This window comes from Streptomyces sp. NPDC025721, assembly GCF_055558595.1.
The window spans coordinates 77590-97859 of record NZ_JBVHMF010000017.1 but is presented as its reverse complement, the minus strand read 5'-3'; the positions used below and the strand labels follow the sequence as shown (position 1 = coordinate 97859).

Here is a 20270-nt window from a genome sequence, read left to right as displayed (position 1 = left end):
CCCTGGTCATGAGGCGGCCACACCGGGCGGGTTGACCGCGGGAATCCAGCCGACCAGGCGTCCGCCGGTGTAGATCAGACCGCCCATGCCGAAGGCGCCGTTGAGGCCGCCCCAGACGTACCAGAGCGGGGAGATCTTGCCGCCGATGGCCGCCATGACGGCCGACAGGTCGCGGAAGCCGCTCAGACCGCCGATGACACCCGCCCAGTCCTTGGCGAAGTTCAGCGGATCGGTGAACAGCTTTCCCCACATCGCGCCGGCGCCCTTGAACTGAAGTCCCGCCGACTCCCAGAAGCCCAGTTCGGGGGTGATGGCCCCGAATTTGCCCAACAGCCAATTGGTGGCGGGGTTGTTGAACCAGTCCGACATGTTCGTCCAGCCGGTGGCCGGGTTGATCGGCATGACGAAGTCGCCGGGCACGGTGTTCACCCCGCCGATCACGCTCGGCCCGGTGCGGGTGCCCGCGCCCGCCGCGGGCCCCATCGGGGTCAGCTCGATCGGCGCACCGGGGCCCCAGTGCAGTTGCGGGGGGTTGGTCGTCACCGGGCGGGGCCGGCCGGCCAGCTGGCCGAGCGTCTTGGCCGCGTTGGCCAGGCCCTTGGCGGCCAGCGAGGCGATGGCGCCGATGCCCGCGAGGCCGAGACCGACCGCCCCGAGGATCACGTCGACCAGGCTGCCCTTGCCGTGCGCGTACAGCACGATGTTGGCGACCAGGGTGATCGCGCCTGCCACCACTCCGGCGATGATCAGCGCGTTCACGCCGGGGATGAGGATCGCGAGGACTCCGAGGATCATGCCGATGATGGCGAAGATCTGGCTGATCTTGGCCATGACGGCGTCGAGCTTGTCCTTCCAGGAGTCGGTCAGGCCGTCGTCGTACTTCTTGCAGTTGACCGCGTCGCCGAAGCGCTTGCCCGCGACGTTCAGCGCGTCCATCGCGTTGGTCAGCCGCGTCTTGGCCGCCGCCAGCTTCCCGTCCGCGTCGGCGTTCGCCTTGTCCTTGTCGGAGCCCTTCTGCTGCTCCTCGGGGGTGGTGGTGCCGTCCGACTGCTTCTGCGGGTCGGGCATGGCGTGCGCCTTGGTCTGGTCGTTCTTGGCCTCTTCGGCGTCGGTGCGCGCGGCGGCCGTCTCGTTCAGCCCCTGTTCGAGGTCGGGCTCGTACTTCTTGATCTCCGCGGCGACGTCGTGGTAGCGCACCGCGGCCTTGGTGAGACTGTCCTTGACGCTGGTCGCCTCGGACCTCAGGCCCTCCACGTACTGGCCCGCCAGGCTGTCGCTGTCGGTGTCGACGATCCGCTGGAGCTTGGTGATCGCGTCGTCGATGGTGTCGGCGATGTGCTGGTAGCGCGTCTGCGCGCCGCTCACCACGTCGAGGTCGGTGTGGATCGGGTCCGAGTGCCGGTCCAGTGGCGACCAGTCGAGGTTTCTGATGGACATGCGGTTCTCCTTGTGACGCTCGTCAGCCGTCCTGGCGCTCAGCCGTAAACCCAGCCGTGGGCCCGGCCATGGACCCAGTCATCGGCTCAGCCGTCCTCGAACGAGTCCAGCAACTGCTGGTCCGCCTGCGCCCACGCCTCGTCGACCTTGTTGACCTTGTCGCGCAGGCTCTTCATGGACTTGACCATCGCGTCACGGTGCACGGTCCAGTTGTCGGCGAAGTCGCCCATCGACAGGTTGGCGTTGAGCTGACCCCACAGGCCCTTGTCGTCGTTCTGGAAGTCCAGCGCTCCCTCGAACTGACCGATCAGCTCGCTGAGGTCGCTCGCGAGGCTCTGGAGGTCCTTCACCACGAGGTCCGCCATCACTGCTCCCTGTTGTCGTGTGCGGAGTTGTCGCGTGCGGGCTCGCCGGCGGCCGGCGGCAGCGGGATCTGGGCGGGCAGCAGGCTGCCGCTGCCCAGGTGCACCAGGGCGGCGCCCGGTACGACCCTGGCGGCGAGCTGGGAACGGGACAGCCGCACCCCCACCAGGTCGCCGTCGTTCAAGGTGGGCGGCGACAGCAGGACGCCGCGCCGGTTGCGCTTGACCTCGGACTGCCAGCCGGAGAAGCCCATCGCCACCGAGGCGACGTCCCCGCCGAGGACCACGCCCCGCCTGCTTCCCGACGCCTTCTTCACGAACGCCTTCAGCCAGTCGCGGCACGGCAGGTCGCGCCAGGTCTCGGCGTCGTCGACCACGAGGACGACGGGCCCGTCACCGGGGTTCAGCAGATCGGAGAACTGCTGCTCGGTGGGGGCGTCCGCGGTGATGACACCGCGCACCCCGGTCCTGCCCTCGAAGGCCCGCAGCGGTGAGTTCATGGGTGCGCCGATGACGATCTCGACGCCGCCGCGCAGCAGCGACTCGGTCATGACGGTCAGCGCGGTGCTCCGCCCCGACCTGGACGGTCCCGCGACCAGGAAGGTCGGCTGATCGCCCATCAGGTCGGCGCCGACGGGTTCGAGGTCGTCGCCCGCGACGCCCACCAGCGCCCACATGGGCTTCGGCGTCTCCTCCACCATCTCCCACGCCTGGTCGAAGGAGAGCTGGGTGGGCAGCACCGCGATCCGGTTGGGGCGGGCCGATTTGGGGACTCCCGCCTCGCGCTCGGTGAGCCGGGCCGCCAGCGCGTGCACGGCGGCGGCCTGCGCGGGGCCCGCCGGGTCGTCCGCCACCAGCCCGACCTGGGTCTCGATCGCGCTGGGCGCGCGGTAGCCGCGGCCCGGCGGCAGATTCTCCGGGATCTTCCGCGAGTTCAGCCCCGCCAGGCCCATGTCGCTGCGGTCGGAGAGCCGCAGCACCAGCTTGTCGTCGCACAGCGAACTCATCCGGCCGCTCAGCAGCATGTGGTCGCCCGCGATGACCAGGTGCACCCCGGCGCTCGCGCCTTCCCGGTGCAGGGTCTGGATCAGATTGGTCAGCGACCCGCTGTCGTACTCGCTGAGGGTGCCCATGAACCCCTCCCAGCGGTCGAGCAGCAGCACGATGTGCGGCAGCCGTTCGGCCTCGGGCCGGGCCGCGCGCTGCTCGGTCACATCGGCGAACCCGCCCTCGCCGAGGAGTCGTTGACGGTTCTGCACCTCGGCGTGCAGCCGCCTGAGCAGTCGGGCGGCGCGGTCGGTCTCCGAGCGCTGCACCACCGCGCCGCAGTGCGGCAGCCGGGTGAGCGGCAGCAGGGCGCCGTTGCCGCAGTCGAGCCCGTACAGGTGCAGGTCGGCGACGGTGGACTGGCTGGCCGCCGCGGCGGCGAAGGTGCGCAGCGCCATGGAGCGGCCCGAGCGGGGCGCGCCGACGATGTGCAGGTGGCCGAAGGTGGCCAGGTCCACCGTCACCGTCTCCTGGCGCTGCCGCATCGGCAGGTCCTGGATGGCCCACGAGAAGGACGGGTCCTGCCGGGAGCCGCGGACCGGGTCGGCCGTCAGGTCGACCACCGCGGACAGCGGCAGCGGCGGCAGCCACGGGCGGCGCTGCGCGGCGATACCCAGCATGGCGTTGGCCTGGCCGATGGCCGACACCAGGACCGACAGGTCGGTCACCTCGTCGGTCTCGGCGACGGTGCGCGGACGCTGGGGCGCGGGCAGGCCGAGGTCGAGCCAGGAGACCGGGCGCAGGAAGGGCGCGGCCGTCGCGGCGGTCCTGTCGGCCATGGGACGGCGGCCGCCGACCCGGCCGGTCTGGAACGGGATCAGCGAGCTGTGCCCGAGCCGCGCGTACGCCCGTCCGGGCGTGGCCGTCGTGATGGCCGCGGCCTCCCGGGCGTCGATGACGTCGGTGCTCTCCCCCGCGTCGGTCACCCGCAGGGCGACCCGCAGGTTGGTGTTGGCGCGGATCTCCGCCGACACCACGCCGGACGGGCGCTGCGTCGCCAGGATCAGGTGGATGCCGAGGGAGCGCCCGCGCTGGGCGATGTTGACCAGGCCGGTGACGAAGTCGGGCAGTTCCCGCGCCATCGAGGCGAACTCGTCGATGACGATGACCAGTCGGGGAATGGGGGGCAGTTCCGGCCTGCGGCCCGCGTAATCGAGGTAGTCCTCCAGGTCCTTGGCGCCCGCCGCCGCCAACTGGTGCTCGCGGTGGGTGAGTTCGGCGCTCAGCGAGGTCAGGGCCCGCTCGACGAGGTGCGGGTCGAGGTCGGTCACCAGGCCGACGGTGTGGGGCAGGTCGACGCAGTCCTTGAACGCGGCGCCGCCCTTGTAGTCGACCAGGACGAAGGTCATGGCGTCCGGGCGGTTGGCGACGGCCAGCGAGGCCACCAGGCTCTGCAGGAACTCGGACTTGCCCGAGCCCGTGGTGCCCGCGACGAGTCCGTGCGGGCCGTGGTTGACCAGGTCCAGGGCGAACGGCCCGTTGAGCGAGTAGCCGACGACGGCCTTGGTGCCACGGCCGGAGGAACGCCAGCGGGCGGCGATCGCCGCGGGGGTCGGCTCTTCGAGGCCCAGGATCTCCAGCAGCCGCGCGGAGGCGGGCAGGGCGGCGTCGCCCTGGTTCTCGCTGACGTCGCGCAGCGGCGCCAGTCGGCGTCCGGCCGAGGCGTACCAGCTCTCCGGGACCTCGTCGGAGACGATGCCGTCGACCTGCGCGGCGCGCTGTCTGCGCAGGGTGGCCGGCCGCGAGCCGCCGCCGATGACGACGGTCGCGCACTCCTCGGGCAGTGTCCGCTCGTCGGCGTCCACGCAGATGCTGTAGACGCCGACCGCAGGGCCTTCCTGGAGGATCGCCACCACTCCGGGCAGCGCCCGCAGCCGCCGGGCGCCGTCCATCAGCACGACGACGTCGGGGTCCGCGAACGCGGCGCCGACCCCGGCGTTGAGCCGGGCCTGCTGGCGTACGTGGATGAGTTCGCTCAGTTCCGCGACCCGGCGGCCGAGGGTCTCGGCGTCGGCGCCCATCAGGGACAGGGCCTGCTGGCCCAGCAGCGGCCGGGAGTGCGGCAGCCAGGCGGCCCACTCCCACAGGGACTCGCCCGCCGGGTCGGTCAGGATGTACAACTGCACGTCGCGGGGGCTCTGGAGGACGGCGAGCTGTCCGGTCAGCCAGCGCGCCATGTGCCGCGGCCAGCCCTCGGGTCCCACGACGCCGACGACTCCGGCCTCCGCGATGGAGAAGGCGGCCGGTACGTCGGGGGCCGCGCGCAGGTCCCGGCCGCGCCGCGTGCCGTCGCCCTGCTCGACGGCGATGGCCGTGGGCAGGTCGGCGATGCCGACCCTGACCAGCAGGTGGTCGGGGTCGGTGCGGCGGCGTTCCCAGAGCCGCGACCGCGGGCCGGTGGCGATGACGAGCAGTTCGGCGGGGTCGGGGCTCGCGGCGCGGCGGTCGCGGCGCTCCTGTTCGAGCGCCGTCGCGATCTCGGCCTCGGTCGCCTCCAACTGGGCTCCGTACTCGGCCACTTGGCGGCGGTGGCTGATCCGGCCCTGCCGCCGTCCGGTGAACCAGCTCCCGAGCATCATGACCGGCGACATCGCCGCCATCATCAGGAACATCGGGTTGTGGAACATCACCGCGATGAGGCTGCCGAGGACGGCGGGCAGGGCCGCGGTCAGCCACGGAAGCGCGTTCAGGGAGGGCGGCCTGGGCTGGGACGGCAGCCGGAACACGGTGTGCTGCACGGGGGGAAGCAGCCGGGGAGGGCGGTTGTAATCGAGGTACTCGCCGTCGGGCGAGGGCTCGACGACGGCGTCGGGGCGCAGCAGGGGGTGCGCCTCCAGGAAGGTCTCCCCGACCAGGAGTTGGACCGTCTCCGGCCAGGCCACGTCGTGGTCGGGCAGGGCGACGCGGTCGAGCAGCGCGGAGTGCCCGACGGCGCGCACCCGTACCGAGGCGTCGAGGGAGATCCGGACGACGGCGGCCACCGGCGGCCCGCCGCCCACGTCGACCTGGCAGTCGGCGCCCGATCCGACGCGGTACTCGCCCGCGCCGAGGAACCAGATCCGTCCCGCGCCCGCGCCCGCGACGGCCCGGACGGTCACCAGGCCGACGGGCGGGGTCTCCGCGGGTCCGGGCCGGTCGAGCCAGAGCACGGTGCCGTCGTGGATGCCGCTGCCGGCCAGGGGCAGCGAGAGGTCGAGCGGCTGGTCGGCGAGGTAGACCGCCGCCTCCGCCGGGCCACCGAGCGCCGGGGGCCGCGACCCGTCGAGACTGTCCAGCAGATTCTTGACGACATCGCGGAGCGGGGTGGTGGGATCGGCGTCCACCGCGACGTCGGCCGACCAGTCGGGGGATCGGGCGATGGTGATCATCATGGGCATGGTTCCCCCCTCGTGGATCGGACGCCCGCACGCCCGGCGCGGGGTGCGGGCGGCGCCGGTGGACCGGCCGCGGCCCGCTACTTCTGGTTGAGCGAGCTGGCGAGCTGGGTGTCCATGTCCTGCATCGCGTCCACGGCCTTGTCGAGCCACTGCGACAACTGGTCCAGCGTCTCCATGGCCTGGTTGGCCGACGTGACGAATTCGGTGTGCACCTCGTCGAACCTGCCGGACGCCTGGTCGGTGACGAACCCCGAGCCGGTGAGGTTGTCGACGATGTTCTTGCACTCGGTGAGCTTCTGGTCGATGTCGGCCTTGTTGTTGCGCATCTTGCTCGCGCTGTCCGACATCTCCTGATACGTGATGTTCAGATTCGTCATCGTGCGTCCCTTCTGACGTTGCCGGGCTTGCCGGTACGCGGCGGCACGCCGGGCCCGGACGCGGTCGATGCTAGGAACGGCTCCGATGCCTGGTCCAGGGCTCGCGGGCGACCTTGGGCCCCTGGGCCCAAGGGGGCGCCGCCGCCCCGCGCCCGGCGTTGACACCCCCGTGGCGGGCTACCACCGTTCACAGGACACAGCGTGCGCGGCACACCGCGGGCGCGGCGCGACCGTCCCTGTGACGACGTGAGTGAACGTGCTGACGGCGTGGGCGGACGCGAGTGAAGACGTGAGTGAAGGAGACACAGGTGACACCCCCGTCCCGATCCGCCGATCGCCTTCCTCGCCGCACCGACTGGAGCGCCCGGCTGCGCCGGTCGCGAAGGTCCGGGCAGCGACCGGGTTCGGCGCCGCGTGCCGATCACGGTCTGTGGACCGTGGACCGGGTCATCCGCGTCCTGGCCACCGCCTGCGACCGCGAGAACCGTGCCGTTCCGGTGGCCCATGTGGTGGTCGTCGGGCCCGAGACCGTCTGGTTCCACCTCAGGACGCCCGATCAGCGGCCACCGGCCGGGTGGACCGCGGACCAGGATGGGCGGACCTGGCACGCCCAGTTGCGCTGGCTCCAGAGCGCGAGCGTGGCGGAGTCGCTGCCGGAGCCGTATCCGCGGCTGGTCCCGCTCGGCAACACCGGCAAGGGCTTCGTGCTGCTCAACCTCGGCGAGGTCGGCGGGCTCATCGGTCTGGAGGGCGACGCCCGGCAGGCGCGGGCCCTGGCCCACGACTGGGCCCGCGAACTTGCCGCCAGCCCCTGGTCCCGCGAGGTGCGCGTGGTCCGCGTCGGCTTCAAACCGGTCCCCGGCGCGGGGGCGCCGGCCGAGCCGCAGGACCCGGCCGACACCGACGCGGCGCTGGAGGACGAGGCGGGCGGGGTGCTGCTGCTGGGCGGCTCGCCCGGCGGCCGGGACCGCGAACGCTTCCAGCGGCTGGCCGACGACCCGGACGGCCGGTGGACGGTCGTCGTCGTCGGCCGCACCGATCAGCCCCGCTGGCGCTTCACCATCGACTCGGCCGGCGTCGTGGACACCGGGCTGCTGGACGAGCGGGTCGCGCACCGGCTCGACCCGGACGCGGAGTTGCCCCCGCCCCGGGAAGGCGACGACATTCCCGTCGGCCGCACGGCCGGGAGGCCCGCCGCGCCCGGCCCGCGGACCAAACCCGTCGTCACCCGGGGCCGGGTCGTCGTCGCGTCGGTCGCCGTGCTCTGCCTCGCGGGGGTCGGGCTCGGGCTCGCGCTGCACGGCTCCTCCTCGCCCTCGACCACGGTCGCGCACGCCTCCGACACCACGACGGCGCCCGCGCCGACCACGGCCGGTCCGTCGCCGTCGGCGGCCTCGCCGTCCGGTGCCGCGCCGGGCTCGGCGCCGCCCGCGTCCGAACCGCCCGCGTCCGCGCCGGCCTCGGGACCGGCGTCGGCGGCCAACGCGCCGAAGCCGCCGGGGGCTCCGCTGAAGAACGCGGCGACCGGCAAGTGCCTCACCGCGGGCGCGGGTACGGACGGCACCCCGCTGGCGCTCGCGGCGTGCGACGACAGCCTCGTCCAGCGGTGGCACATCAGCCCCGACGGGACCATCCGCGCCAACGACCTGTGCATGGACGCCGCCTGGGGCGGGACCGCCCCCGGCACGGTCGTCCAGGTCGCGAATTGCAGCGGCAACGTCGCGCAGAAGTTCTCGCTGCGCGGCAGCACCGTCTACTCCGCTCACGCGGCCCTGTGCCTGAGCGAGGTCGACAACGGCACCGGCGTCCGTCTGGCCCCCTGCGGCGCGGGCGGCCCCGAAGCCTTCAAACGGCCCTGACCCGAACCTCGGCCCCTCTCCGACGCCCGGCCGCCGCGATGGCCGGACGGCGGACAGGGGCCCTGTCACACCCCCGCTGTCGGCCCTCCGCCTGTCCCGGCCTGTCGTCGGCGGGCGGGAAGAGGCAGGCTTGGCCGGACAGGACAAGATCGCCGCCGTCCGCCAGGAGAGAAGAAGCGATGAAGCACATCACCCTGCGTGACCTGGACGTTGCCCGGATCGGCCTGGGCGCGATGGGCATGTCCCACGCCTACACCGGCGCGGGAACCGACGACACGGAGTCGATCCGTACACTGCACCGCGCCCTGGAACTGGGCGTCACGTTCATCGACACCGCCGAGGTCTACGGCCCCTACACCAACGAAACGCTCGTCGGCCGCGCGCTGAGGGGCCGCCGCGACGAGGTCGTGCTGGCCACGAAGTTCGGGCTGATCTCGCACACCGGCCGCCAGGGCGCGGACAGCACTCCCGCGAACATCCGCGCCGCCGTCGAGGGCTCGCTGACCCGGCTGGGCACCGACCGCATCGACCTGTACTACCAGCACCGGGTCGACCCCGGCACCCCGATCGAGGACACCGTCGGGGCGCTCGCCGAACTGGTCGCCGAGGGCAAGATCCGGCACATCGGCCTGTCCGAGGCCGGCCCGGAGACCATCCGCCGCGCCCACGCCGTCCACCCGGTCACGGCCGTCCAGTCGGAGTACTCCCTGTTCACCCGCGACCCCGAGGCGCGCGTGCTGCCGGTGCTGCGCGAGCTGAACATCGGCTTCGTGCCCTTCTCACCCCTCGGGCGCGGCTTCCTGACCGGCGCGATCCGCTCCACCGACCAGTTCGACGCCGACGACTTCCGGGCTGACAACCCCCGGTTCACGAAGGAGAACTTCCAGCACAATCTGCGGCTGGCCGACGAGGTCGCCGCCGTCGGCGCCGAGATCGACGCCACCCCGGCGCAGGTCGCGCTGGCCTGGCTGCTGGCCCAGGGCGACGACATCGCTCCCATCCCCGGCACCCGGCGCGTCACCCGCGTCGAGGAGAATTCCGCCGCCGACGCCGTCCGGCTCAGCGCGGAACAGCTCGACAGGCTCAGCAGCCTCCCCCCGGCCGCGGGAGACACCCACAACGAGGCCCAGATGCGCATGATGGAGCGCTGACCCCCGCCGCCGCACGCCTGACGGGCCGCACGGGAGCGAGCGACACCCGGCCGGGGAGGCGACGCCCGGCCGGGGTGCAACGGCCGCGCGGGGGGTCCACGGCCGGGCGGGGGTCCACGGCCGCGCCTCAGCCGTCCTCCGGTGACGGTCCGTCAGACTGGGCATGGCGCGTCCCCGCGTGTCGTCCCCTGCACCCCGAGGTACCGATGACCTTCGGTCTGGCCCGCCGCGAACTGCGGCCGAGAGTCCCCCTGCGGCCGGGCGAGGGGGACAAGCAGCACTTGACCAGCATCGAAGGGCTGGCGGCACTGTCGCTGGACGCGCTCAGCTCGGTCGCGTACGGCCCCGAGGCGATCGTGCTGGTCCTGATCGCCGCCGGTTCCGGGGCGCTCAGCGCGACACTGCCGGTGACGCTGGTGATCGCCGGGCTGCTCGCGGTGCTGGTGGTCTCGTACGGGCAGGTCATCGCCGTGCACCCGGACGGCGGCGGCGCGTACGCGGTGGCGAAGAAGGACCTGGGACAGGGCATCAGTCTGCTCGCCGCCGCGAGCCTCGTCGTCGACTACGTGCTCACCGTCGCCGTCAGCCTCGCCGCGGGCGCCGCGAGCCTCGCCTCCTCCTACCCCTCCCTCGCGCCGCATCTGCTGCCGGTGTGTCTGCTCGGGCTCGCCGTGCTCACGGCCGTGAATCTGCGGGGTGTGGCCGAGAGCGCCCGGGTGCTGATGCTGCCGACGGCGCTGTTCATCGCGAGCGTCCTCGGGATCATCGTCTTCGGCCTGGTGCGCTCGCACCCCGTGGCCGTCGTCGGCACTCCCCAACCCGTGCACATCACCGAGTCGTTGGGGCTGCTGCTGCTCCTGAAGGCGTTCTCGGCCGGCTGCTCCTCGCTGACCGGCGTGGAGGCCATCGCCAACGGGGTGCCCGCATTCCGCGACCCGCGGGTCAGGCGGGCGCAGCGCACCGAGCTGATGCTGGGCGGCCTGCTCGCGCTGATGCTGGTCGGGCTCGCGGTGCTGATCCGCCGCGACCATGTGGCGCCGCGCGGCGACGTGACCGTCCTGGCGCAGCTCACCGCGGGCTCGTTCGGGACCGGCTGGCCGTACGACGCGACGAATCTCGTCGTCACCCTGGCACTGGCGCTGGCCGCCAACACCAGCTTCGGCGGGCTGCCGGTCCTGATGAGCCTGCTGGCCCGCGACCACCGGCTGCCCCACCTGTTCGGTCTGCGCACGGAGCGCCCGGTGTACCGCTGGGGCGTGGGCGCCCTCGCGCTGCTCGCCGCGCTGCTGCTGATCGCCGTGGACGCCGACACCCACCGCATGCTGCCGCTGTTCGCGATCGGCGTGTTCATCGGCTTCACCATCAGCCAGATCGGCCTCGTTCGGCACTGGCGCGGGGAGCGTCCCCGCGGCTGGCGCCAGCGCGCGACGCTCAACGGCTTCGGCGCGGTGCTGACGGCGATCGCCGCCGTCGTCCTGCTCGCCGACAAATTCCTCGCCGGGGCCTGGGTGGTGGTGGTCACCGTGCCGCTGCTGATGCTGCTGTTCGCCCGTATCCAGCGCTACTACACCGAGGTCGGGAAGGAGTTGGGGCTCGGTGAGGTCCCGCCGCCGGTCCGGCGCACCGTGTCCCTGGTGATCGTGCCGGTCGGCGAGGTCAGCAGGCTCACCCAGCAGGCGCTGACGGCGGCCCTCAACCTCGGCACCGCCGTCGTCGCCGTCGCCGTGCAGGGCGACCCCGACAAGGCCCGCGCCCTGCGGGAGAGTTGGGACCGCTGGAATCCGGGCGTACGGCTGGACATCGTGGAGAGCCCGCACCGTTCGCTGGTGCAGCCGATCGTCTCCTACGTCGAACGCGAGGTGGCCAAGGGTCAGCACGTCTCCGTCCTCATCCCCGAGGTGGTGCCGCGCCACCGGCGCTACCAGATCCTCCAGAATCAGCGGGGCCTGCTGCTGGCCTCCGCGCTCAGAGCCCGTACCGACGTCGTGGTGTGCACGATTCCGTACCGGCTGAGCCTGTGAGCGGCCCCTGTCGCCCAGCCGGGGCTGTTGCGAGGGCATCGCAGCTGGTCACAGGTGGTATTTCGGGAGTGGCCGCAAGGGGTTCCGTGTGCCACGGTGTCCGACATGGCGGGGACTGAGCACACCCACGGCGAGGGGCACGGCGCCGGTCACCCACACGACCACGACCATGCCGACGACCACGGCCACGGCCCTGACCGGGCGCACGGCCACGCACACGCGACGGGCGGTCGTACGCGCCCCGGATCGCGGCTGCGGCACCGGCTCGGACATCTCCTGCGGCCCCATTCGCACGAGGCGGCGGGCAGCGTGGACGCGGCGCTGGAGTCGTCGGCGCGCGGGATGCGGGCGCTGTGGGTGTCGCTCGCGGTGCTGGGCGCGACCGCGCTCGTCCAGGCGCTGATCGTCGCGGTGTCCGGGTCGGTGGCGCTGCTGGGCGACACCGTGCACAATGCGGCGGACGCGCTGACGGCGGTGCCGCTGGGCATCGCCTTCGTCCTCGGGCGCCGGGCCGCCAACCGCCGCTATACGTACGGCTACGGGCGGGCCGAGGATCTGGCCGGGGTCGCCGTCCTGCTGGCCATCGCCGCGTCGAGCGCCTTCGCGGCCTGGACGGCGGTGGACCGGCTGCTCGATCCGCGTACGGTCACCCACCTGTGGGCGGTGTCCGGTGCGGCGCTGGCCGGATGCGTGGGCAACGAGTGGGTGGCCGGATACCGGATTCGCGTCGGGCGCGACATCGGCTCCGCGGCCCTGGTCGCCGACGGCCTGCACGCCCGTACCGACGGGTTCGCCTCCCTCGCGGTCCTGCTGGGCGCCGCCGGTACGGCCCTGGGGTGGCGCCTCGCGGACCCGGTCGTGGGGCTGCTGATCACCGTGGCGATCCTGGCGGTGCTGCGGGACGCGGCGCGCGGGGTGTTCCGGCGGCTGATGGACGCCGTCGACCCCGAGCTGGTCGACCGGGCCGAGCGGGCGCTCGGCGCGGTGCCGGGGGTGGAGGGGGTCGGGCCGGTCAGGATGCGGTGGGTCGGCCACGCGCTGCGGGCCGAGGCCGCGGTCGTGGTCGACCCCGGCATCAGCGTCGTCGCGGCGCACGCCGTCGCCGTGCGGGCCGAGCACGCGCTGCTGCACGCCGTGCCGCGACTGCGGGCCGCGACCGTCCACATCGACCACGCACCGGCCGGTGCCCACGCCCACGTCCACGGCGCCGGGGACCCGCACGCGCTCCTCGCCCACCACCAGCCCGTCTGACGCCCGGCGCCGGGCGCGGTCCCGTCCCTGGACGAAAGCCGTCGCGGGCGGGAGGCTGGTACGAGAACGCCGACGCATCCGGCGGTCGGCGGATGGGAGCCCCCGTGATGGACGCCACCAGGTCCGATACCGCACGGTCCGACACGGCCTTGCCCGGCCCCGCCTCGCCCGGACGTCCCGTGGGGCGCGTCGAAATGACCCCGGCCGCCGAAGCGATGGTCGACCAACTGGCCCGGCGGCACGGCCCCCTGATGTTCCATCAGTCCGGCGGCTGCTGCGACGGCAGCTCACCGATGTGCTACCCGCGCGGTGAGTTCCGGGTGGGCGGCGCGGACGTCCTGCTCGGCCGGGTCGCCGGGGACACCCCGTTCTGGATGAGCGCGAGCCAGTACGCGTACTGGAGCCACACCCACCTCACCGTGGACGTCGTGCCCGGCCGCGGCAGCGGCTTCTCGCTTGAGGCCCCCGAGGGCGTCCGCTTCCTCCTGCGCTCCCGGCTGATGACGGACGAGGAGGTCGAGCGGATGGAGGCCGAGCCGCCGCTGCCCACCGGGAACACCGTGGACGCCGAGGGCACCGAGACCGCGGGCTAGGACCGGCCGGCCCCGGAACCGGGCCGGGCCCGAGGACGGCCGGACCGGAGCCGGGCCGCGCGTCCGGCACAACCTCCTGGTCTGCGCTCTCGACCGGACGATCACGTCTCCCTAGGATGGAAGTCGTCACCGCAGCTTTCGATCAACGAACCACCGTGAGGGGCCCGATGGAGCACCGGGACGCACCGCTTTCCGACAAGATAGATGTGACGGTGCCCGCTGTGGCACGCATGTACGACTACTTGCTGGACGGGAAGGACAACTACCCGGCCGACCGCGAGGCCACGGAGCAATTACTCCTCCAGGTCCCCAGCATGAAGATCCTGGCCCTGAACAACCGTCAGTTCCTGCGCCGGGTGGTGCGCAGGCTCGCGGAGGACTACGGCATCAAGCAGTTCGTGGACCACGGCTCCGGTCTGCCGACGCAGGACAATGTGCACGAGATCGTGCAGCGCATCAACCCCGACGCCCGCGTGGTGTACGTCGACAACGACCCGATCGTGCTCGCCCACGGCCGCGCGCTGCTCCAGCAGAACGAGAACACCTCGGTGATCCAGGCGGACTTCCGCGACACCGAGAGCATCTGGCAGCACGAAGAACTGACGCGGCTGATAGACCTCAACGAGCCGGTCGCCGCGCTCTTCGTGTCGGTGCTGCACTGCATCCGCGACACCGACGACCCCGCGGGCGTCGTCCGGCGCGTCGCCGAAAAGCTGCCCAAGGGAAGCTTCCTGGTGGTCTGTCAGCTCGTCAGCGACGACCCCGAGACCCGCCGCTTCGTCACCGAGTTCATGGACCAGTCCACCGGCGGCCACTGGGGTGAGGTGCGCAAGCCCAGCGACCTCGCCGGTTTCCTCGAAGGCTACGAGATCATCGAGCCGGGCCTGGTGGAGGTCTCCACCTGGCGCCCCGACAGCGACCTCGGCCTCAAGCAGCCCAGCAAGGAATGGATCGAGTACGGCGGCGTGGCCCGCGTGTAGCAACGCCCACGGCAGAGCTTCGGCCCGCACCCCCGGCGAGGGGGATGCGGGCCGGCGTCGTTCTCGGGGGCCGCTCTACTTGTAGCGCTTCAGCGCCTCTTCCAGCAGCACGCGGCTCTCCACCGGCGTCGCCGCCAGCGCGCTCAACTCATCGAGCGCGGCACGGTACTTGTCCAGCTCTTCCAGCCGGTCCAGGTACATCGCGCTCGTCATGTGCTCCAGATAGACCACGTCGGGCAGGAAGCCCTGGGCGAACCGCAGATACGTGACCGCGGAGCCGGGCGTCGCCGCCGCGCTCGCCGACCAGGAGGCGCTCTGGAGCCGCACACCGGGCTGGCGCAGCACCACCAGCAGATACTCCAACTGCTCGCGCATCACCGCGGGACCGCCGACCGGGCGGTGCAGCACGCCCTCGTCGATCAGGGCCCACAGCACGGGAGCGCCTGGCTCCGCCATCCTGCGCTGGCGTTCCAGCCGCAACTCCACGCGCCGCTCGACCTCTTCGGGCGAGGCGAGCCGGTGGCCGCTGCGCACGACCGCCTGCGCGTACGAGGGTGTCTGGAGCAGGCCGGGCACGAACTGCGTCTCGTAGGTACGGATCACGTGGGCGTCGCGCTCCAGACCGATCAGGCCCTGGAGCCAGTCGGGAACGACCTCGCCGTACGGCTGCCACCATTCGGGCTTGGCCGAGCGCTGGACCAGGAAGGCGATCTCCGCCCGTTCCTGCTCCGCGACGCCGTAGAGCGCGAGGAGATCGTCGACGTCCCTTAACTTGAGGGAGACGTGCGCCGTCTCCATGCGGCTGATCTTCGAGGCGTGGCCACGGATACGCTCTCCGGCCTGTGCCGGGCTGACCCCGGCGGCCTCGCGCAGGGCACGCAGATAGTTGCCGAGCACACGTGCCAACGCCTTGGCGCCCATGTCCGGGCGGCGCTCCAGCAGTTGCAGCGGTGATACGAGTTGCGGCTGAGCGGACATGCGGGCTCCCGGTAGAAACTGGACGCACGCCAGTATTGCACTGCGAGGCGCGCTGTCGCGCCCCTACCGGAGTCACGAATTCCCGACTTCACGCCGTCGCGCTCAGCCGTCAACTGTTCTTGTCGTCATTCACTCAGACGGACGCGCCTGAGCGTAACCGCCTCACGCGGTGAGGAAGTCGAAGTCCCCGTCCTTGGCGCCACCGATGAAGGCGACCATCTCGTCGTGCGTGTAGACGAGCGCGGGACCGTGCGGGTCACGGGAGTTGCGGAACGCAACGCCGCCATCAGGCAGTTTGGCCGCCTCGACGCAGTTGCCGCTCTGATTGCTCCGCCCGCTCTTGACCCACTCGACACCCGGGATCTCGTCCGCCCGCACTCCGTTGTCGAACTGCTTCATCCGGCACCACTCCTCTGTGAGTTGTACTCGATCGCTCGCAGTCACAAGCATGCCCGCGACCGCAACTGCGGATGCAATTCCAGATGCAATTGCATCCAAAGTCGTCCCGCTGATGATACTGACAACGGAGGTGTGATCGAGACTCCTGAGCCCCACCAGTACGTGAAGAAACGGCGGAGGACGAGGCACGGACGCCCTCGTACGCGGACAAAACCGGTTGTCCGTCGCGTACGGCTCTGCTGTACTCCCGACGACAGTCCAACGGCCCCCGTACGACCGGACCGGCCGACCGTACCCAGGAGATGATCATGCGCGGAACTTCAGTCCCCACCCAGACGGCAACTCCCACCGATCTAGAGGACTTGAAGCTTCTTGCGTACGTTGAACCTGGGCATCCTGGCGCACGTCGACGCCGGTAAGACCAGCCTGACCGAGCGGCTGCTGTTCGCCGCCGGAGTCATCGACGAGGTCGGCAGCGTCGACGACGGCAGCACGCGGACCGACACCCTGGCGCTGGAGCGCCGACGCGGCATCACCATCAAATCGGCCGTCGTCTCCTTCGAGGTCGACGACGTCACCGTCAATCTCATCGACACCCCCGGCCACCCGGACTTCATCGCCGAGGTGGAGCGCGTGCTGAGCGTGCTCGACGGCGCGGTGCTGGTGATCTCCGCGGTCGAGGGCGTGCAGGCGCAGACCCGCGTCCTGATGCGGACGCTGCGACGACTGCGCATCCCCGTCCTGATCTTCGTCAACAAGACCGACCGCCGCGGCGCCCGCTGCGACGAGGTGCTGCGGAGCGTCCGGGGCAAGCTCGCGCCAACGGCCTTCCCGATGGGCCGGGTTGAGGAATCCGGCACGCGGGGCGCGCGCAGCGTCCCGTTCACCGCCGCCGACCCGGACTTCGTCGCCGGTCTGGCCGGCCTGCTCGCCGAGCACGACGACGCGTTCCTCGCCGACTACGTGGCCGACGAGTCCGCGGTCTCGTACGGCCGGGTGCGCGCCGAGTTGGCGGCGCAGACCGCGCGCGGACAGGTGCATCCGGTCTTCTTCGGTTCCGCGATCACCGGCGCGGGCGTCGCCGCGCTGACGGCCGGTCTCACCGAACTGCTGCCCGCGGCGGCCGGTGACGTCCACGGCCCGGTCTCGGGGCGGGTGTTCAAGATCGAGCGCGGACCGACCGGTGAACGGACCGCGTACGTACGGCTGTTCTCCGGGACGGTACGCACACGGGACCGGCTGCCGTTCGGCCCGGACTCCGCGGTGAGCAGCGAGAAGGGGCACAGGGACAACGGTGCCGACGGTCCCGACGGGGCCGCGTCGGCCGGCGAGGCCAAGGTCACCGGCATCAGCGTCTTCGAGCGGGGCGCCGCCGTGCCCGCCGCGTCCGTCTCGGCCGGGCGGATCGCGCTGCTCAAGGGCCTGGCCGACATCAGGATCGGTGACACGGTCGGCGATCCGGGCGCCGCTCCCCCGGACGGCCGGCACTTCTCGCCGCCGACGCTGGAGACGGTGGTCGTCCCCACCCGCGCGGCCGACAGGGGGACGCTGCATGGGGCGCTCGCCCAACTCGCCGAGCAGGACCCGCTGATCAATCTGCGGCTGGACGGAGTGCGGCAGGAGATCTCGGTCTCGCTCTACGGCGAGGTGCAGAAGGAGGTCGTCCAGGCCACGCTGGCCGACGAGTTCGGGGTCGATGTCACCTTCCGCGAGACCACGACGATCTGCGTCGAGCGCGTGGTGGGCTCCGGCGAGGCCGTCGAGTTCAACAAGAAGGACGCCAATCCGTTCCTCGCGACGGTCGGGCTGCGCGTCGAGCCCGCGCCGCCGGGGTCAGGGGTGGCGTTCCGCCTCGGGGTCGAACTCGGCTCCATGCCCTATTCGTTCTTCAAGGCCGTCGAGGAGACCGTGCGCGAGACGCTGCGCCAGGGCGTCCACGGCTGGGAGGTGATCGACTGCGTCGTGACGATGACGCACTCCGGCTACTCGCCCCGGCAGAGCCACGCGCACGCCGTGTTCGACAAGAGCATGTCCAGTACGTCGGGCGACTTCCGCAATCTGACGCCGCTGGTGCTGATGGACGCACTGCGCGGGGCCGGGACCAGGGTGCACGAGCCGATGCACCTCTTCCGGCTCGACGTCCCCGCCGACACCTTCGGCGCGCTGCTGCCCGTCCTGTCCCGGCTCCGCGCCGTACCGCGCGCACCCGAGCCGCACGGCGACTCGTACGTTCTGGAAGGCGTGGTGCCGGCCGCGCGGGTGCATGAACTGGAGCAGTCGCTGCCGACGCTCACGCACGGCGAGGGCGTCCTGGAGTCGGCCTTCGACCACTACGAGCCGGTGGTCGGCGCGGTGCCGGAGCGGCCCCGGTCCGACCTCGACCCGCTGAACCGCAAGGACTACCTGTTGCAGGTGCGGCGCCGGGTGAGCGCGGGCCGGGAGGAGGCATGAGGCGTGTCCCGGGCGCGGCGAGGCGCGGGACGGGTACGGCGGGGCGCGGGACGGGTACGGCGGGCGGGTCATGACCGCGGGCGCGCTCGGGACGGCCCGGCGGGCGGCGCCGACGATTCGGGCGGGCCCGTAGGCTGAGTCCGGCGGAGCCGCCGACCGGCAGGCGCGGCACGGTGGATCGGCCACGGGTCCGGCCCGGCCGCCGCCCGCCCCGCACCCGCACCCGCACCCGCACCCGCACCCGCACCATCGGATCGGACACCGCGCATCGTGAAGCCCCGCCCGGCACGTCGTACCGCCACGCCCGACCGCGCGTCGGCACGTCCGCCCGGCCGTACGGCGGCGGCCAGCGCGTCCGGCGCGGAGCCCGGCGGGGAATCCGGCGCCGGCCGGCGGTCGGCGCCGCGCCGCAGGCGGCTCGTCGTCACGGCCGTCGTGGCCGCGCTGCTCGCCGGCGCCGCGACCGCCGTCGACCTGGCCGTCGAGCACACCGCGCGCGGCCGTATCGCCGAGGCGGTGGCCTGCCGCCTGAAGCCTACGGGGCCGGTGACCGCCGAGCTGACCAGCGCCTTCGCCGGGCTCCGGGTGCTCACGGGGAATCTCGGCAGCGCGCACATCGCCGCCGACGGTGTGCGCAGGGGCGACACCGAGGTGAATGTGGCGGTCGACCTGCACGACGTGTCGACCGACGGCACGACCAGCGGCGGCACGGCGACCGCGACCATCGCCTACGCCGAGTTGCAGAAGCGGCTGGCCGCGCGGGACGGCAAGGTCGCGGGGCTGGCCGTGGGCGGCGACGGCGGCGGGCTCGTACTCACCGGCAGCATCGGCGGTCTGCGCCTGCCGATCACCGTGCACACCCGGGTCACGACCGGGAAGGACGGTCTCACGGTCACCCCGACCACCGTCCGCGTGCTCGGCCGGGACGTCGCCGTCGCCGATCTGGCGTCGCTGCCCGGCGGCGGCGATCTGGCCGGGCGCCTGGGCCCGCGCACCGTGGCGCTCCCCGAACTGCCCGACGGCGTACGGCTGACCGGCGCGCGCACCGACGGTACGGGGCTCGCGCTCTCCCTGGAGCTCGCGCGGGGCGCGGCGGGCAAGGACAAGGACGCCGCCTGCGCGTGAGCGCCTCGGTGCTCAGCGCGCCACCGCCTCGACGCCGGGTGCGACCGCGCCTCGTGAGCCGCCCACGACACGTATCCGGCGCGCGGAAAATGCCTCGCGGGGCGGCCGGGTCCGCGCGGTACGGTGCCTGGCATGCCGGAAACCGCTGACCACACGACCGGGCCCGTCACGGCCGACGACCTCGACCGCTCCGTCCAGCTCGCCGTCGCCGCGCTGCGCGAGGCGCCCGCGTCGGCGTGGGAGGACCGCAAGGCCGGGTCGCTGGAGTGGGACTGCTGGGAGACGGTGGAGCACCTGGCCGACGACCTGTTCGCGTACGCGGCCCAACTGGGCCCGAGGCAGCCCCCGTTGAGCACGGACGTGCCCTTCTCCTGGTCGCCGCGCCGGCCGGGCGGCCCGCCCAACGCCATCCACGCGGACCGGAAGGCGGGCCCGGAGGGCCTGTTGCAGGTGCTGGAGGCGACCGGCGCGCTGCTGGTGGCCATGGCGCGTACGGCGTCGCCCGAGGTCCGCGCCCACCACAGCTACGGCGTCTCCGACCCCGAGGGCTTCGCCGCGATGGGCATCGTGGAGACCCTGGTCCACACCTACGACCTGGCGGCCGGGCTCGGCCTCGCCTGGAATCCGCCCGCCGATGTGTGCGCGAGGGCGCTGGCCCGGCTGTTCCCGCACGTCCCGCTGACCGCGGACCCCTGGTCCACCCTGCTGTGGGCCACCGGCCGGATCGACCTCCCCGACCACCCGCGCGTCACGTCCTGGCGCTGGTACGGCGCGCCCCGGCCGTAACCCGCCGCCCCGTACCCGGCGGCGCCTCTCCCCCTGCCCGAACCCCGAAACGGACATATCGTGCATCCTGTCGCCC

At 72.6% G+C, this 20270-nt stretch carries 15 protein-coding genes; 9 read left to right on the top strand and 6 right to left on the bottom strand.

The features are described 5' to 3' along the window. Positions 1–6 precede the first annotated feature (6 nt). The 4 genes from ACZ4EF_RS23235 to ACZ4EF_RS23220 form a co-directional block, all read right to left on the bottom strand. Positions 7–1437, bottom strand: coding sequence for a hypothetical protein (locus ACZ4EF_RS23235; RefSeq protein WP_391125461.1), 1431 nt, complete (start codon positions 1435–1437; stop codon positions 7–9). Positions 1438–1523: 86 nt separating this feature from the next. Beyond that, complete coding sequence (locus tag ACZ4EF_RS23230; RefSeq protein WP_355335544.1) at positions 1524–1802, bottom strand: hypothetical protein; 279 nt, start codon at positions 1800–1802, stop codon at positions 1524–1526. Beyond that, complete coding sequence (locus ACZ4EF_RS23225) at positions 1802–6223, bottom strand: FtsK/SpoIIIE domain-containing protein (protein ID WP_401307995.1); 4422 nt, start codon at positions 6221–6223, stop codon at positions 1802–1804. Before ACZ4EF_RS23225 ends, ACZ4EF_RS23230 begins: the two co-directional genes overlap by 1 nt. 77 nt (positions 6224–6300) lie before the next feature. Beyond that, complete coding sequence (locus ACZ4EF_RS23220; protein WP_188285763.1) at positions 6301–6600, bottom strand: WXG100 family type VII secretion target; 300 nt, start codon at positions 6598–6600, stop codon at positions 6301–6303. A gap of 437 nt (positions 6601–7037) precedes the next feature. On the opposite strand from ACZ4EF_RS23220, the gene ACZ4EF_RS23215 reads away from it, so the two are divergent. The 6 genes from ACZ4EF_RS23215 (at position 7038) to ACZ4EF_RS23190 (ending at position 14455) form a co-directional block, all read left to right on the top strand. Then, positions 7038–8459: a ricin-type beta-trefoil lectin domain protein gene (locus ACZ4EF_RS23215; protein WP_467506303.1), complete on the top strand. Its 1422-nt coding sequence runs from the start codon at positions 7038–7040 to the stop codon at positions 8457–8459. A gap of 179 nt (positions 8460–8638) precedes the next feature. Continuing rightward, complete coding sequence (locus tag ACZ4EF_RS23210; RefSeq protein WP_467506302.1) at positions 8639–9610, top strand: aldo/keto reductase; 972 nt, start codon at positions 8639–8641, stop codon at positions 9608–9610. Between the two features lie 206 nt (positions 9611–9816). Then, positions 9817–11631: an APC family permease gene (locus tag ACZ4EF_RS23205; RefSeq protein WP_355335555.1), complete on the top strand. Its 1815-nt coding sequence runs from the start codon at positions 9817–9819 to the stop codon at positions 11629–11631. A gap of 105 nt (positions 11632–11736) precedes the next feature. After that, entirely contained in the window at positions 11737–12882 is a 1146-nt protein-coding gene (locus ACZ4EF_RS23200; RefSeq protein WP_467506301.1) for a cation diffusion facilitator family transporter, read from the top strand. A gap of 194 nt (positions 12883–13076) precedes the next feature. After that, positions 13077–13475: a DUF779 domain-containing protein gene (locus tag ACZ4EF_RS23195; RefSeq protein ID WP_467506331.1), complete on the top strand. Its 399-nt coding sequence runs from the start codon at positions 13077–13079 to the stop codon at positions 13473–13475. A 167-nt stretch (positions 13476–13642) separates the two neighbouring features. Further along, complete coding sequence (locus ACZ4EF_RS23190; RefSeq protein ID WP_355335559.1) at positions 13643–14455, top strand: SAM-dependent methyltransferase; 813 nt, start codon at positions 13643–13645, stop codon at positions 14453–14455. Positions 14456–14530: 75 nt separating this feature from the next. Here ACZ4EF_RS23190 and ACZ4EF_RS23185 read toward each other — a convergent pair whose 3' ends face one another. Continuing rightward, positions 14531–15433, bottom strand: a complete 903-nt coding sequence (locus tag ACZ4EF_RS23185) for a helix-turn-helix domain-containing protein (RefSeq protein ID WP_467506300.1) — start codon at positions 15431–15433, stop codon at positions 14531–14533. Between the two features lie 162 nt (positions 15434–15595). After that, a complete protein-coding gene (locus ACZ4EF_RS23180; protein WP_355335565.1) occupies positions 15596–15832 on the bottom strand; it encodes a DUF397 domain-containing protein in 237 nt (78 codons plus the stop codon). Positions 15833–16204: 372 nt separating this feature from the next. Here ACZ4EF_RS23180 and ACZ4EF_RS23175 point away from each other — a divergent pair, with 372 nt between their 5' ends. The 3 genes from ACZ4EF_RS23175 to ACZ4EF_RS23165 all read left to right on the top strand — a co-directional run bounded on the left by ACZ4EF_RS23175 (position 16205) and on the right by ACZ4EF_RS23165 (position 20194). Then, on the top strand, positions 16205–18283 hold the full coding sequence (locus ACZ4EF_RS23175; protein ID WP_467506299.1) for a GTP-binding protein: 2079 nt from the start codon (positions 16205–16207) through the stop codon (positions 18281–18283). A gap of 270 nt (positions 18284–18553) precedes the next feature. Next, entirely contained in the window at positions 18554–19408 is an 855-nt protein-coding gene (locus ACZ4EF_RS23170) for an LmeA family phospholipid-binding protein (RefSeq protein ID WP_467506298.1), read from the top strand. A 132-nt stretch (positions 19409–19540) separates the two neighbouring features. Beyond that, entirely contained in the window at positions 19541–20194 is a 654-nt protein-coding gene (locus ACZ4EF_RS23165; protein ID WP_401308015.1) for a DinB family protein, read from the top strand. Positions 20195–20270: the final 76 nt, after the last annotated feature.

What these genes read in the sequence shown, in the direction of transcription:
- ACZ4EF_RS23230 (WP_355335544.1), bottom strand. Translation starts at nt 1,802, where the DNA reads ATGGCGGACCTCGTGGTGAAGGACCTCCAGAGCCTCGCGAGCGACCTC.
- ACZ4EF_RS23185 (WP_467506300.1), bottom strand. Translation starts at nt 15,433, where the DNA reads ATGTCCGCTCAGCCGCAACTCGTATCACCGCTGCAACTGCTGGAGCGC.
- ACZ4EF_RS23235 (WP_391125461.1), bottom strand. Translation starts at nt 1,437, where the DNA reads ATGTCCATCAGAAACCTCGACTGGTCGCCACTGGACCGGCACTCGGAC.
- ACZ4EF_RS23220 (WP_188285763.1), bottom strand. Translation starts at nt 6,600, where the DNA reads ATGACGAATCTGAACATCACGTATCAGGAGATGTCGGACAGCGCGAGC.
- ACZ4EF_RS23225 (WP_401307995.1), bottom strand. Translation starts at nt 6,223, where the DNA reads ATGCCCATGATGATCACCATCGCCCGATCCCCCGACTGGTCGGCCGAC.
- ACZ4EF_RS23200 (WP_467506301.1), top strand. Translation starts at nt 11,737, where the DNA reads ATGGCGGGGACTGAGCACACCCACGGCGAGGGGCACGGCGCCGGTCAC.
- ACZ4EF_RS23210 (WP_467506302.1), top strand. Translation starts at nt 8,639, where the DNA reads ATGAAGCACATCACCCTGCGTGACCTGGACGTTGCCCGGATCGGCCTG.
- ACZ4EF_RS23190 (WP_355335559.1), top strand. Translation starts at nt 13,643, where the DNA reads ATGGAGCACCGGGACGCACCGCTTTCCGACAAGATAGATGTGACGGTG.
- ACZ4EF_RS23205 (WP_355335555.1), top strand. Translation starts at nt 9,817, where the DNA reads ATGACCTTCGGTCTGGCCCGCCGCGAACTGCGGCCGAGAGTCCCCCTG.
- ACZ4EF_RS23180 (WP_355335565.1), bottom strand. Translation starts at nt 15,832, where the DNA reads ATGAAGCAGTTCGACAACGGAGTGCGGGCGGACGAGATCCCGGGTGTC.
- ACZ4EF_RS23165 (WP_401308015.1), top strand. Translation starts at nt 19,541, where the DNA reads ATGCCGGAAACCGCTGACCACACGACCGGGCCCGTCACGGCCGACGAC.
- ACZ4EF_RS23195 (WP_467506331.1), top strand. Translation starts at nt 13,077, where the DNA reads ATGACCCCGGCCGCCGAAGCGATGGTCGACCAACTGGCCCGGCGGCAC.